We start from the raw sequence: 13,500 nt of genomic DNA, 5'->3' as shown, positions 1-13,500 counted from the left end.
GGTACGCGAAGGTTTACGCAAAGGTTCGCCGAGGAAAGATAGCTCTTTGGGAACCTTTGTGTTTAAAAAGACGAAATTAATTTCGTCGGTGAACTTGGGTAGCAGTGGCTTGATCGGTGGGGACTAAAAGTAGTTCGCTGATATTAACGTGAGCTGGTCTGGTGACACAGAAAAATATTACATCCGCAATATCTTCTGGGGTTAGAGGGGTTAAACCTTGGTAAACTTTTTGAGCGCGATCGCTATCTCCATGAAATCGCACTTGACTAAATTCCGTTTCTACTAGTCCAGGATCTACAGAAGTCACTCGCACAGGTGTTCCTAGGAGGTCTTGCTTTAAACCTTCGGAAATAGATTTCACAGCGGCTTTAGAAGCACAGTAGACATTGCCACCAGGATAGGTTTGATGACCGGCAATCGAGCCAAGATTCACCACATGGCCTTTACCCCGCTTTACCATTCCTGGCACTAAATAGCGGGTGCAATAAAGTAAGCCTTTAATATTGGTATCGATCATTTCTTCCCAGTCTTGAATGCTGCCTTCGTGGAGTTTATTTAACCCCCGGCTAAGACCAGCATTGTTAATTAAGATATCGACCTCAGACCAAGCCTCTGGGAGAGAAGAAAAGGCGGATTCAACAGAAGCGCGATCGCGTACATCTACTGCTAACAGATGCAACTGGCAAGAAAATTCTTTGCTGAGTTCATCTGCGAGTTTCTGCAACCGCTCTTGGCGTCGAGCCACTAAGATCAGTTGGGCACCCGCTTGGGCAAACATCTTGGCACAGGCAGCACCAATTCCACTACTCGCACCAGTAATTACAACAATTTTGTCTTTGATAGAAATCATTTGCTTTAACTAAAGTCTATAGCAATCTAAGTGATTCGTAAAATCCTATTTTTTTTTATTCGCGTTCTTTGTAGTCTGTAAAAATATTGTTTGCAAATCAAACAAAATTGCTATAAATTCTGAAGATTGAGTTCTGAATTTTTAATTTAATTAAAAACTCAAAACTCAAAACTCAAAACTATTTAGAAGGGCGACCGCCGTCTACAACCCGCAGACGCTGAGTAACGGTTGTCATGCCTTGTTCGCGGATTACAACCGTTGATACCCAATAATTCCCTTTTGTCAGAGGAGCGCGACCTACCTTAAAAATTCCACCTGATGACAGTAACTCCAGATCCACCGGCGCGGGTTTGGCAAAGCGATCGCCCCGCACGGGTTCTTCCACTGCTGCTCCCAACATCAAATCGTCGCCTAGGGGTTCTTGGACGACTGCATCAAGGCTATAGGATTGACCAATGCGAACCTCTTCTGGTAACTTCATGTCCACCGTGGGAGGCTTTACGCCTGCGGTCGTCTGAGTGCGTTCTCCCAGAATCTCCTGCTGGACAATTTTTTGACCTTGAAAGCGCTGACGCGATCGCAAGGCGGACTCAAACTTCATATTTTTGCCATCCATTCGCTGGGTGCCAGTAATCTGAGTCACCGTCTCCACAACAAGCGCATCGCCTTCCTTTTCCCAAGATTTGAGTTCTGTACGATAATTCAGGTTTGGGTAGCGCTTCCAGAGTTGAGTTAAAGTCTGTTGCAGGCTCTGACGATTTAAGCCATCAGAATGGGTAAAATTCTGGCTATAGAACTGCATCACCGTATTGACATCCTGACGATTGGCAGCTGCATCAATTTGCGTGAGAGAATTTTTTAGCTCGGCGGGTGCTGTTTCTGGACTCGCTGCCCGAACAGTGTTTGGATGAAGCAGGGAAAGCGTAAAAATTATCAAGGCAAAAATTTTCGACTTTTGCTTGATGAGAGACTGGAACAAGCTGACAGACGGAGTTATCTGGTTACGCATCACAGACGTGTTTGAATAATTGGATAAAGAAAACCGTGTTGAGCAACAGACGTGCTAAAGAGTAGAAATCCTGGATGCTCTATTGGCTAATTTATAACTGATTTTTAATCTTATCCGAGCCAGGACAGCCAGTAGGAGATAGAAACTTTGGCAAATGAACCGAAACGATTGTTAATTGCAGCGAGTGGTACTGGGGGACATTTATTTCCCGCGATCGCGCTAGCCGAGAAACTGCCAGACTATGAAATTGAGTGGCTGGGTGTACCGAACCGCCTGGAAACCCAGTTAGTTCCGGCTCAATATCCCCTCAACACTATTGAGGTGGAAGGGTTTCAACAAGGGTTTGGACTGGGGACATTGGGCATTCTGCTGCGACTGACGGGTTCCATCCGGCAGGTACGCCAGCTACTTAAAGACAAGAATTTTCAGGGTGTATTCAGCACAGGGGGTTACATTGCTGCACCAGCGATTATTGCCGCGCGCTCCATTGGAATCCCCGTGATTATGCACGAATCCAATGCCCTCCCCGGCAAAGTGACTCGCTGGTTGAGTCCGTGGTGTAATAGCGTGGCACTGGGGTTTGAATATGGAGCGCATTACCTACCCCGCGCTGGAACCGCCTACACTGGCACCCCGGTTCGCGCCCAGTTTCGTGCCCCCCAAAAGCTGGAGTTACCGATTCCTGAAGACGTGCCCTTAATAGCGGTCGTCGGTGGCTCTCAGGGCGCTGTTGCCGTCAATCAAATCGTCCGCGAGTGCGCCCCAGCGTGGTTGAATGCCGGTGCCTGGATTGTCCATCTGACGGGGGATAATGACCCTGATGCCCAAAGTTTCCAGCATCCTCAGTATCTTTCCATGCCGTTTTATGACAATATGGCGGCACTTTTGCAACGGACGAACCTGGCAATTAGCCGCGCTGGCGCTGGGACATTAACCGAACTTGCGGTTACGCAAACCCCAGCGATTCTTATTCCCTATCCCTTCGCCGCTGAAGATCATCAAGTCTACAATGGGGCAATTTTTAACTCAGCAGGCGCTGGTTTGGTATTCCGGCAGTCAGAGCTGACGCCTCAGTTACTAGAAAGTAAGGTATTGAATTTATTGCAGTCGCCCGAACAGCTACAACAAATGGCTCAAAAGGCTGCTACGCTAGCAGTTCCTGACAGTGCCGAACGTTTAGCCGATCTGGTGCGCCGAACGCTGTAGCTAAAAGGCTTTCAGTCACAAAGCCTTTGGATGAGAAATTAGGGTTTATCCACAAATTGGAACCGCCAATGTAACGCCAGTAATTGTTAGTTTTGAGGAGGGGCAACTTTAAGAGAAAGTTGCCCGTACAGTTGTTCCTCGCAAACCATGAAACTCAAAATCGCAACAGCTATACTCCTTGCCACTATTGGCTTTGTGGCTCCCGCTAAAGCGCAAGATCCCGAACCACTCAGCCCAACAACGCCCTCATCTCCAGCGCAACCGACTTCAGATCCAGTTTTGGAAGCCTGCGCCCAAGACCAAGCCGATACTTTACCCAATCCTTTCTCAGATGTGCCGTCGAATCACTGGGCATTCAAAGCGGTTCTAAGTATGTATTATTGTGGCGCTTATCGAGGGTCAAGTTCACCTGAGAGGGTTAAACCATTTCTGCAACAACAGATTCCTCAACAAAGCAGCAATCTGCCTAAAACTAGAGTGAAAGTTCCTCGAACTTAGGAGGATTTTGTGTATAAGTAAGGATGCGATCGCTCTCAGAAAAGTGCCGAGAGCGATCGCATCCTTCTGATAGTCAATAGCCTAGTCTATACCCGCGTACCACATAATTTTGCGATGTAAAAGTGAGGTCAGTTGACAATGACTCAAGAACTCACCGACTTAAAAGCTTCCATTCTGGAAGGAAGATACGAAGATGCTTTGTCCCTGGTGGATGATTTGGAAGGGATGAGTAAAAAAGCTATTTTGCAGAATATTGAGAGCTTTCTCAGTAGAATGCTAGTTCACTTGATAAAGAATAAAATTGAGCAGCGTTTAACTAATTCTTGGGCAGTTTCTATTCGAGATTCGCTTCTAAAAATTCAAGCTTTAAATATTAAAGAAAATAAAACTTCCTTCTATATTAACCAGGATGAATGGGAATCTTACCTGGAAAATTCTTTTGAAGATGCTATATTCGCGGCAAGTGTGGAAGTTTTAAATGGGAATTATACCCCATTTCAACTACAAGATATGGTAAGCAGAACGGAGATAAGTGTCGCAGCAAATAAACTTCTAAGCTTGACCTATTCCAATTCAGCCAAGGCATTGCGCGACATTATTAGTGAGGAATTGAGTAAATTACCAGGCGCGGAAGAGTGGAAATTAGGAAAATAAAGTAAATTTGTTTCGGCTAGGATGCAGTAATTACACTGCTACTCTTAAGAAACAAGTCTTCCCACTCGTACCAAAATGCGATCGCGCCGCCCTCACTAATCTTTGTTCCTGTTTCTCTTCCTCCGCGTCCTCTGCGTCCTCTGCGGTTCGTTTCCAACTTAAACAGTGAATTCGTGAATTCCCCCCATTCAATCTCTCTCGAAGTTCAAGAAACAGGCAGTCGCATTGACCGCTATCTTTCCCAACAACTACCAGATTTATCCCGTTCACGCATCCAGAAACTAATTGAAGACGGCAACGTGCTACTGAACGGCACCGTCTGCACGTCCAAGAAAGCAACCATGCAAATGGGCGATCGCCTATCTTTAACGATTCCAGAAGTGCGATCGCTAGACCTGCAACCAGAAGAAATCCCTTTAGATGTTCTTTATGAAGATGATTCCCTAATTATCATCAACAAACCGGCGGGTTTAGTCGTTCATCCAGCCGCAGGACACGAAGCAGGCACTCTCGTCAACGCTCTTTTGGCCCACTGTCCTCTCGCGGAAATTGGCGGGGTGCAACGTCCGGGAATTGTCCATCGTCTTGACAAGGATACGACAGGGGCAATGGTTGTTGCTAAAACCGACCAAGCCCACCAACACTTGCAAGCTCAACTAAAAGCTAAAACCGCACGCCGGGAATATTTGGGCGTCGTCTACGGTTCTCCCCGCGCTGAGGGCGGCACGATTGACCAGCCTATCGGTCGTCATTCAGGCGATCGCAAAAAAATGGCTGTTGTACCTGTAGAGAAGGGGGGACGAGCGGCGATGACTCACTGGCGGGTGCAGGAACGCCTGGGAAACCACACGTTGATGCTTTTCCAACTCGAAACAGGTCGCACCCACCAAATTCGCGTTCACAGTGCCTACATCGGTTATCCAATTGTGGGAGATCCCGTTTACAGTTCTGGTCACTCTGTCGGCGTCAATCTTCCCGGTCAAGCGCTCCATGCTTGGCGGCTCCGGTTGCAGCATCCAGTAACCGGGGAGTTGATAGAAGCGATCGCACCCCTACCCTCAGCATTTGTAAAGCTTCTCGATGTGCTGCGAAGACGAATTGCTGCCACTAATCCACAATCGATAGACCGATAAGGCTTTATATATTTACATAAAACTACATAATTACATTTAGTTCCAAAAAACCCCTAACCCTTGCCGAGAAACTTTTTAAACAAATATTAAAAAACCATAAAAACAAAAACCTTGGCTTTTTTGAGTATAAATACTTGGAGAATTGTAACGAAGTATGTGGGAAATAAAATCCAAGACCCTTGGAAGGGTAAGGATTTGAGCTTTTATTCATGGCTCTTGAGATTGCTTAATAAATCTTAAAAAACAAAGCTGCGAAGGCGTTGTATAAAAATAACCGGAGGGATCAATAACAGACAAAAGTTAAACAAGACACGGATTTATCAAGGTTGCAAATCTCTCATAAAAGCACGGACTTTTCTCATATTTCTGTGAAAACCAATTTGTTGCAGGTAAAGTAACAGAAGGGATGGGAGAGCGACTTAAAAAGCGTGTTGGACTTATGTCTGGGCTTGACCAATCCAAGAGCTGATTCAATAGATTGAAGTAGCTCTGCTTGACAAATATCGACGTTTTAAAAAACCACACTCATCCAAATCAGTAGTAGGAGATTGAGTTCATGTTAGATGCATTCGCCAAGGTTGTTTCTCAGGCTGATGCCCGCGGTGAATTCTTGAGCACCGAGCAGCTCGATGCCCTGACCAATGTTGTCAAGGATGGCAGCAAGCGTTTGGATACCGTTAACCGCATCACCAGCAATGCTTCCAGCATTGTTGCCAACGCCGCTCGTGCTTTGTTTGAAGAGCAGCCTCAACTGATTCAACCAGGTGGAAACGCATACACCAACCGTCGTATGGCAGCTTGCCTCCGCGACATGGAAATCATCCTGCGCTACGTTACCTATGCCACAATTGCTGGTGATTCTAGCGTGTTGGACGATCGCTGCTTGAACGGTCTACGCGAAACCTACCAAGCTCTAGGCGTTCCTGGTGGTTCTGTTGCTGCTGGCGTCCAAAAGATGAAAGAAGCTGCGGTCAAAATCGCTAATGACCCCACTGGCATCACCAAGGGCGACTGTAGCCAACTGATGTCTGAAGTAGCTAGCTACTTCGATCGTGCCTCATCTGCTGTTGCTTAAGAACAACTAGCAAGCTTGCTGTTGGATAGACGCGAACATTCGCGTTGTTTAGTCGAAAACTTTGCAAACACTTTTAGGGAGATACCTCAACAATGAAGACCCCGATTACTGAAGCCATCGGCGCAGCCGATACCCAAGGTCGTTTCTTAGGCAACACCGAACTGACTGCTGTTAACGGTCGCTTTGAGCGTGCCGCTGCCAGCATGGAAGCTGCCCGTGCATTGACCCAAAAGGCTCAGCAACTGATTGATGGTGCTGCTCAAGCCGTGTACCAAAAGTTCCCATACACCACCCAGATGCAGGGGCCTCAGTATGCTTCTGACTCTCGTGGTAAATCCAAGTGTGCCCGTGACATCGGTCACTATCTGCGGATGGTTACCTACTGTCTAGTTGCTGGTGGTACAGGTCCAATGGACGAGTACCTGATTGCCGGTTTGGATGAAATCAACCGCACATTCGAGCTGTCCAACAGCTGGTACGTAGAAGCCCTCAAGAACATCAAGGCCAATCATGGTCTGACTGGTCAAGCTGCTAACGAAGCCAACACCTACATCGACTACGCCATTAACGCCCTGAGCTAGTATTCAGGTGCGGTGCCCGGAAGAATCAGCGAGTGTTGGCGTGCTTGCTAGCAGTTGCTAATTTTTCCGGGCATTGTTTTTCTCAATTTGAGTATAAAAATCTTAAAAAGTTGTTGCGTTGGGAGAGCAAGAATGGCCGGTTTAGTGGCGTCGAATTTAGCAGCAGCAGGCCGCCTAGGTCTTTCTGCATTTGATGAAACACGGGTGGAACTGCGGCCTGACTGGACAGAGGACGATCTGCAAGCGGTAATCCGCGCGGTTTACCGTCAGGTACTAGGCAACGATTACATCATGAAGTCGGAACGCCTAACCTATGCTGAATCGCAGCTTCGGCAAGGAAATATAACGGTAAGAGATTTTGTCCGCGCGATCGCTAAGTCAGATCTATACAAAAACAAGTTTTTCTTTCGCAATTCCAATACCCGCTTGATCGAACTCAACTACAAGCATTTGCTAGGGCGGGCACCTTACGCAGAGGATGAGATAAACTCCCACCTCAATATCTATGAGGAACAGGGGTACGACGCAGAAATCGATTCCTACATCGACAGCGTTGAGTATGAAGCCAACTTCGGAAACAACGTTGTCCCTTATTATCGTGGATTTATGGTAGAGCCGGGAGTGAGAACGACCGGCTTTACTCGTATGTTCCGCCTGTATCGGGGTTATGCGAATAGCGATCGCTCCCAAGTTGGAGGAAAAACTCCCCGACTGATGGGCGAATTGAGCCGAAATGAGGCTTCTACAATTTTCCAACCCTCTGGCAGTTCTTCGTCCTGGAGATCGGCAGCGATTCCTCAAGACGCGGCCCCCAGAAAAGCCCTCGGCGGTACTAAGGAACAAAGCGGACGGGTTTATCGCATTGAAGTGTCTGGAATTCTCAGCCCAGGCTACCCGAAAGTCCGTCGCAGTAGCAACGCCTTCCTAGTGCCCTACGAGCAGCTGTCCCAAAAACTACAGCAAATTACGAAACAGGGCGGCAAAATTGTCAGCGTTACACCCGCTTAAGGTGAGCAGATTCTAAGTGTCATCGCACTTAGTCTTTTTTGAATGAGTCTTTTTTGACAATGGTGATGACACCAACTATCAAGTTTCATGTCATCACCCCCTCAACTGTTTTCAACCCAATTACAGGAGCTATTTCAACGATGTTTGGACAAACTGCACTTGGGAGCGGTACTTTGGGTGACGCTGCCAATCGGGTATTTCGCTACGAAGTCGAAGGTTTACGTCAGACTTACGAATCTGACAAACTCAGCTATCCCATTCGCCGTAGTGGCAGTTTCTATATCACAGTGCCCTACAGCCGCATGAATGAAGAAATGCAGCGGATTAACCGCATGGGTGGCAGAATCGTCAACATTCAGCCTTTAACTCTGGATGGAGACAGCGAAGCTAAAAGCCAAGCGACAACAGCCCATCAAAATCATGACGCTGAAGGCAAGCGCTAAGCCGATTCAGCTTACCCAGAAAGCCCATTCAGCCATGTTCGTAAAAGCCAAGTCATTGCACTCCTACGATGCGATCGCCTAATCCCGATCGATATTCTGAATCAGACTCACCGTCCGGAAATCCACCGGGTAGCGAACCGCTAACGGTGGAGCAGGCAATTGCCAATCTCCGCCATGAAGATTTAAGTCTCCGCTACTATGCTGCCTGGTGGCTGGGTAAATTCCGCGTGCGCGAGTCTGCTGCTGTAGAAGCTCTGATTACAGCTTTGGAGGATGAATCGGATCGGACAGAGCTAGGTGGATACCCCCTCCGTCGCAATGCCGCACGAGCGCTAGGGAAACTAAGCGATCGCCGAGCCGTTCCAGGGCTGATTCGTTGTTTGCGCTGCTCCGACTTCTATGTTCGAGAAGCCGCAGCTCAGTCTTTGGGAATGCTAGGCGATCGCACCTGCATTCCGGAACTGATGCAACTGCTAGAAGGGGGTGTGGCAGCCGCTCTGCCAGTACCAGGGCGACCCCATCTGACACAACCCTATGAAGCAGTGCTGGAAGCCTTAGGAGCACTTCAAGCGGCGGAAGCAACTGCTCAGATTCAACCGTTTCTGGAGCATCCTGTCGCGCGGGTGCAATATGCAGCAGCGCGGGCAATGTACCAGTTAACGGAAGATTCCGTTTATGGGGAACGCTTGGTTCAAGCATTGGAAGGCAGCGATCTGCAACTGCGCCGCATCGTATTATCAGACTTGGGTGCGATTGGTTATCTGCCAGCAGCGGAAGCGATCGCCAGTGCTGCCACCGAAAATAGCTTCAAACTCATTGCCCTCAAAGGGCTGCTGGAACACGTACAGGCGCGAGCGAGCGCGTCTGTACACCCAGATGAACCGAATTCGCTATCTGCTGACGCCATCAGGGTGATGACCCTGATGGATGCTTTGTTATAGTCAATTGTCGTTTTCTAATGGCTAATCGCAAGTAGCAAATGGCAATTAACAACTAGCAATCAGTAAGTAGCTAGACATAACTTAAACAGCACGTAGCCTATAGGTAGGGTGGGCACTGCCCACCCATTACACGGCACGGGTGGCAGTTCCCACCCTACTGCTTCGTTTATTTATGCTCAGCTACTTAACAAATGGCAATTGACAATTCGCAATTCGCCATTGACCACCGAGCGCCGATGATGGACTAATGACTGATTCGCCCCAAGAACTGATTCGTGCCATTGAACAGGCAGATTCCCCCGGACGTTTGGTGGCGTCAGTCCGAGCCTTAGCTGCCGCCCGTCTAGAAGTTGGGATTCCTACCCTGATCGCCGTCTTAGGTTATAACAACCCAGGAGCGGCAGTAGCAGCAGTAGAAGGGCTGATTCAGTTAGGGGAAATCGCCGTACAACCCTTGCTGGAAAAACTGGACGCCTATGACTACGGTGCCAGGGCTTATGCGATTCGTGCCCTAGCCGGAATCGCCGACCCCCGCGCTTTAGACATCTTAGTAGAGGCAGCAGTCACCGACTTCGCGCCCAGCGTTCGCCGCGCTGCTGCGAAAGGGCTGGGAAACCTCCGGTGGAACACGTTGAATGCCCAACAGATTCAAAGCGCGATCGCTAGGGCATTGGAAACCCTGCTGCTCATTTCTCAAGACCAGGACTGGGCGATTCGCTACGCCGCTGTCGTCGGCTTGCAAGCACTCTCCACTCAGTTGGAAGTCCGCCCGTCCATCCAAAAGCGATTAGCGGAAATGGCTTTAGATAATGACCCAGCAGTTCGTGCCAGAGTTCAGCTGGCTCACCAGTCATTAGTGATGAGTCCTTAGCAAAGGCTCATTCGTCTTTTATTCATGGACTCATCACTAACAGCTAACAACTAACAACTAACAACAAAAAATATGCCAATTCCACTTCTTGAAATTACACCAACCACGCAGAATCAGCGTGTAGAAGGGTACGAAGTACCTGATGAGGACGACGCACAGATTTATCGATTGACAGATGCAACCTCAGACACGGCAATTAATGACTTGATCTGGGCTGCCTACCGGCAAATCATCAGCGAACATTTAATTTTAGAAAGCTACCGCCAACCTTTTCTAGAATCTCAACTGCGGAATCGAGCCATATCGGTGCGCGAGTTTATTCGAGGATTGGGCAAGTCCGATGTTTATCGGCAGTTGGTGGCAGACACGAACTCCAACTACCGCTTAGTTGACATCACTTTCAAGCGGTTTCTGGGACGCGCTACCTATGGCAAAGACGAGCAAATTGCTTGGTCAATTGTAATTGCTTCCAAGGGATTGCATGGCTTTATCGATGCCGTTGTTGATAGCGAAGAATACCGCCAGAACTTCGGCGATGAGATTGTACCTTATCAGCGCCGCCGGTTTAACGAGCGACCCTTTAACTTGGTCAACCCCCGGTACAGTGATTACTGGCGCGGTCGCATGATGGGTCTAGATACTCGGAGTTACTTCCAAGTGGGGGGTCAAAACGCCGCGGGTAAAACCTCGGTTCGTCAAGCAATTCCAAACAACTTCTTGGAAATGGCTCGGAGTATTGCCCCTAGCGAAGTCAACTACCAGCGCACCAGAGATCGGGTACTCTCTCAAATTAAAAACATGGAGATTCCCGACACGAGGAGCAAAGCTGCCAACTTGCAACCTGCTGTAGGTCGCACCGACGTAGCCCTTCCTTACCGCTACCTTTATCCAACGCCCAAAGCCTAAAGGCTAATTGTTCATGGTTCATGGCAATTAGCAATCCAACAAGATAGGAACTAACAATTTACCTATGTCCATCCCTTTGCTTTCATACAAACCCAGTTCGCAGAACCAGCGAGTATCGGGTTACGAAGTGCCAAACGAAGATACTCCCCGGAGTTATCGCCTTGAAAACTGCATTGACAATAGCGATCTCGAAGAATTAATCTGGGCAGCCTACCGTCAGGTTTTCAGCGAACACGAAATCCTCAATTCTTTTCGTCAGGTTGACCTAGAATCTCAAGTGAAGAACCGTGCCATTACTGTGCGCGACTTCATCCGAGGTTTGGCGAAGACTGAGGGATTTTACCGCTTGGTTGTTGAGAAAAACTCCAACTATCGAGTCGTCGAAGTTTGCCTCAAACGGATCTTGGGCAGGGCACCCTACAACAAAGACGAAGAAATCGCCTGGTCAATTAAGATTGCCACTAAGGGACTGAGCGGCTTCATTGATGCCCTAGTCGATAGTGAGGAGTATCAGTCTAACTTTGGCGACAGTACGGTGCCTTATCAGCGTCGTCGCTACAAAGATCGACCCTTTAACTTGGTGACGCCTAGCTACGCCGATTACTGGCGCGATAAGGAAGAAAGTGCACGCTACAAATGGGGCAATGTGCAAAACTTCTTGGATATGGCACGGGCAATCAACCCGAAAGCTGTCACCAATACTGTTACCGTTAACACGGCTAACATCAAAATTCCCGACATGACACGGGATAATACAGCGCAAGAGACACGAGTCTCGATTAACTCGCAAGTAAGTTTTCCTCTCCGGTAGCACGGGGATTCCATCGACCAGAGGATACCCCGATGCTGGAAAATAGGAAGTCTCAACCACTTTATAAGGGAGATTTTTAAATGGCACTGCCATTACTTGAATACAAACCAACCACCCAAAACCAACGAGTTAAGAGCTTTGGAAAAGCGGATCTTAACGAAGATACCCCATACATCTATCGCGTGGAAGATGCCAATTCACCGATAGAAATGGAGCAGCTGATTTGGGCGGCTTATCGCCAAGTCTTCAGCGAGCATGAAATCCTCAGATTCAACCGTCAGATTACCCTAGAATCTCAGCTGAAAAATGCGACGATTACAGTAAGGGAATTTATTGCTGGTCTGGCGAAGTCAGAGGCATTTTACCGTGTGGTTGTCTCGGTCAATAACAACTATCGCCTTGTAAACATTTGTCTCAAGCGTTTTTTAGGTCGGGAGCCTTACAACAAAGCCGAAGAAATCGCTTGGTCGATTAAAATTGCCACTTTGGGCTTCAGCGGTTTTGTTGATGCCTTGGTGAACAGCGAAGAATATACCGACAACTTTGGGGACTTCACCGTACCCTACCAGCGCAAGCGGATGGAACAGCGTCCTTTTAACCTGGTGACGCCTCGCTATGGCGAAGACTTCCGCGAAAGTGCTGGCACAGTCAAGACCGATTGGCGCTTCACTGTGGAGAAGTTCTACAGCCGTAAGAACCAGGAACGGCAACTTCCCGAAGGCGATCCCCGCCGGTTCCGCGAGGTTGCGGCGTCGCTCAGTACCAAGCGCAACTACCCACAACGGGTCTCTGCGTTTGACATTGATTACCTCAGCCGAGTGCCCGTGCGTGGCAACCGCTAAGAGGTAATGGGCTAGTTTCCTAGACTGCTTGCACTTCTGATAAAACTAAACTGTGGCTCTGATTCCTGCTCTCAATACAGCTAGATAATGTCCTATAAAGACATCTAGTCGTTAGAGTGAGGGGGAATCAGAGCCACAAACTTTTTGGGTGCATATTTCCATTGAGCGCCATCTTTCTGCTAATTGCTCTGCTCTAGCTTGAGCCGATTCTTTCTGTTATTGCTGGTTGCTAAGGCGTAGTATCTCTCGCACTTCTACTAAAATTTGCCCCAACATATTCTTGCCACTACCATCAGCACCGCAACCCCAATAATAATCACCAGGTGCATTTTCAACAATTAACTCATCGCCTGTAGAAAGTAATTCTTCGCGAATGTCGGCATGAGTTTCAAATTTGCGTAGCACGGCTTTTCGCATAATGTCATCTTTTACCTGTTCCCAATCGGGACGCAGGGGACGCGATCGCTCTCGTCCCATTCTCGCCGCATCCTTCGGTGTCTTTACCTGGCGAATTTGGTCAGCGTGAGGCGTTCCAACAAACTTTTGCGCTTGAAAATAATAGACCTCCTGCATGAATCAGGAGGCATGTGCCAGTTCGTAGTTCAGCAAGCCAGCAATTAGGTTTAAGCGCAAACCAAATCTCTGCCTGCGATTGCGATAACGTCCTGAAAA

General features: G+C 48.2%; 16 protein-coding genes and 1 pseudogene. 13 read left to right on the top strand and 4 right to left on the bottom strand.

Translation table 11 applies throughout. The annotated features are described in order from the left end of the window. Window positions 1-76: 76 nt before the first annotated feature. On the bottom strand, window positions 77-850 hold the full coding sequence (locus H6F52_RS22525; RefSeq protein ID WP_190536808.1) for an SDR family oxidoreductase: 774 nt from the start codon (window positions 848-850) through the stop codon (window positions 77-79). Between the two features lie 178 nt (window positions 851-1,028). Continuing rightward, window positions 1,029-1,859 carry a nuclear transport factor 2 family protein gene (locus H6F52_RS22520; protein WP_199300685.1) on the bottom strand — a complete coding sequence of 277 codons (831 nt, stop codon included), beginning with the start codon at window positions 1,857-1,859 and terminating at the stop codon, window positions 1,029-1,031. Window positions 1,860-2,006: 147 nt separating this feature from the next. Between H6F52_RS22520 and murG the strand changes: the two genes are divergently transcribed. The 13 genes from murG (at window position 2,007) to H6F52_RS22455 (ending at window position 12,828) form a co-directional block, all read left to right on the top strand. Continuing rightward, on the top strand, window positions 2,007-3,065 hold the full coding sequence (murG, locus tag H6F52_RS22515) for an undecaprenyldiphospho-muramoylpentapeptide beta-N-acetylglucosaminyltransferase (protein WP_190411802.1): 1,059 nt from the start codon (window positions 2,007-2,009) through the stop codon (window positions 3,063-3,065). A gap of 147 nt (window positions 3,066-3,212) precedes the next feature. Next, window positions 3,213-3,563, top strand: coding sequence for an S-layer protein (locus H6F52_RS22510; RefSeq protein WP_190536807.1), 351 nt, complete (start codon window positions 3,213-3,215; stop codon window positions 3,561-3,563). Between the two features lie 138 nt (window positions 3,564-3,701). Next, window positions 3,702-4,217: a DUF29 family protein gene (locus H6F52_RS22505; RefSeq protein ID WP_190536806.1), complete on the top strand. Its 516-nt coding sequence runs from the start codon at window positions 3,702-3,704 to the stop codon at window positions 4,215-4,217. A 173-nt stretch (window positions 4,218-4,390) separates the two neighbouring features. Beyond that, entirely contained in the window at window positions 4,391-5,350 is a 960-nt protein-coding gene (locus H6F52_RS22500) for an RluA family pseudouridine synthase (protein ID WP_190429927.1), read from the top strand. 556 nt (window positions 5,351-5,906) lie between these two features. Then, the gene (locus tag H6F52_RS22495) at window positions 5,907-6,425 is read left to right on the top strand and encodes a phycocyanin subunit beta (protein WP_190429926.1); all 519 of its coding nucleotides are present in this window, start codon (window positions 5,907-5,909) and stop codon (window positions 6,423-6,425) included. Between the two features lie 92 nt (window positions 6,426-6,517). Continuing rightward, window positions 6,518-7,006, top strand: a complete 489-nt coding sequence (gene cpcA, locus H6F52_RS22490) for a phycocyanin subunit alpha (RefSeq protein ID WP_190411797.1) — start codon at window positions 6,518-6,520, stop codon at window positions 7,004-7,006. Between the two features lie 132 nt (window positions 7,007-7,138). Continuing rightward, complete coding sequence (locus H6F52_RS22485) at window positions 7,139-8,014, top strand: phycobilisome linker polypeptide (RefSeq protein ID WP_190411796.1); 876 nt, start codon at window positions 7,139-7,141, stop codon at window positions 8,012-8,014. A gap of 65 nt (window positions 8,015-8,079) precedes the next feature. After that, window positions 8,080-8,457 (top strand): phycobilisome linker polypeptide, encoded by a 378-nt coding sequence (locus H6F52_RS22480; protein ID WP_242030379.1) that lies wholly within the window; start codon window positions 8,080-8,082, stop codon window positions 8,455-8,457. A gap of 68 nt (window positions 8,458-8,525) precedes the next feature. Next, window positions 8,526-9,398 (top strand): HEAT repeat domain-containing protein, encoded by an 873-nt coding sequence (locus tag H6F52_RS22475; protein ID WP_190536805.1) that lies wholly within the window; start codon window positions 8,526-8,528, stop codon window positions 9,396-9,398. A gap of 247 nt (window positions 9,399-9,645) precedes the next feature. Then, window positions 9,646-10,269 (top strand): HEAT repeat domain-containing protein, encoded by a 624-nt coding sequence (locus H6F52_RS22470; RefSeq protein WP_190536804.1) that lies wholly within the window; start codon window positions 9,646-9,648, stop codon window positions 10,267-10,269. Window positions 10,270-10,341: 72 nt separating this feature from the next. Further along, window positions 10,342-11,175, top strand: a complete 834-nt coding sequence (locus H6F52_RS22465) for a phycobilisome rod-core linker polypeptide (protein ID WP_190411793.1) — start codon at window positions 10,342-10,344, stop codon at window positions 11,173-11,175. A 64-nt stretch (window positions 11,176-11,239) separates the two neighbouring features. Beyond that, on the top strand, window positions 11,240-11,986 hold the full coding sequence (locus H6F52_RS22460; protein ID WP_190411792.1) for a phycobilisome rod-core linker polypeptide: 747 nt from the start codon (window positions 11,240-11,242) through the stop codon (window positions 11,984-11,986). Window positions 11,987-12,066: 80 nt separating this feature from the next. Further along, window positions 12,067-12,828 carry a phycobilisome rod-core linker polypeptide gene (locus H6F52_RS22455; RefSeq protein ID WP_190411791.1) on the top strand — a complete coding sequence of 254 codons (762 nt, stop codon included), beginning with the start codon at window positions 12,067-12,069 and terminating at the stop codon, window positions 12,826-12,828. 216 nt (window positions 12,829-13,044) lie between these two features. On the opposite strand, the gene H6F52_RS22450 is transcribed toward H6F52_RS22455, so the two are convergent. Beyond that, entirely contained in the window at window positions 13,045-13,401 is a 357-nt protein-coding gene (locus tag H6F52_RS22450) for an NADAR family protein (protein ID WP_190536803.1), read from the bottom strand. Between the two features lie 3 nt (window positions 13,402-13,404). Continuing rightward, window positions 13,405-13,500 (bottom strand): annotated as a pseudogene (locus tag H6F52_RS25515) (IS5/IS1182 family transposase); the annotation flags it as partial.

Source organism: Coleofasciculus sp. FACHB-542 (assembly GCF_014695825.1).
Lineage (GTDB): Bacteria > Cyanobacteriota > Cyanobacteriia > Cyanobacteriales > FACHB-T130 > FACHB-T130.
This window is presented reverse-complemented; position numbering and strand designations above follow the sequence as displayed.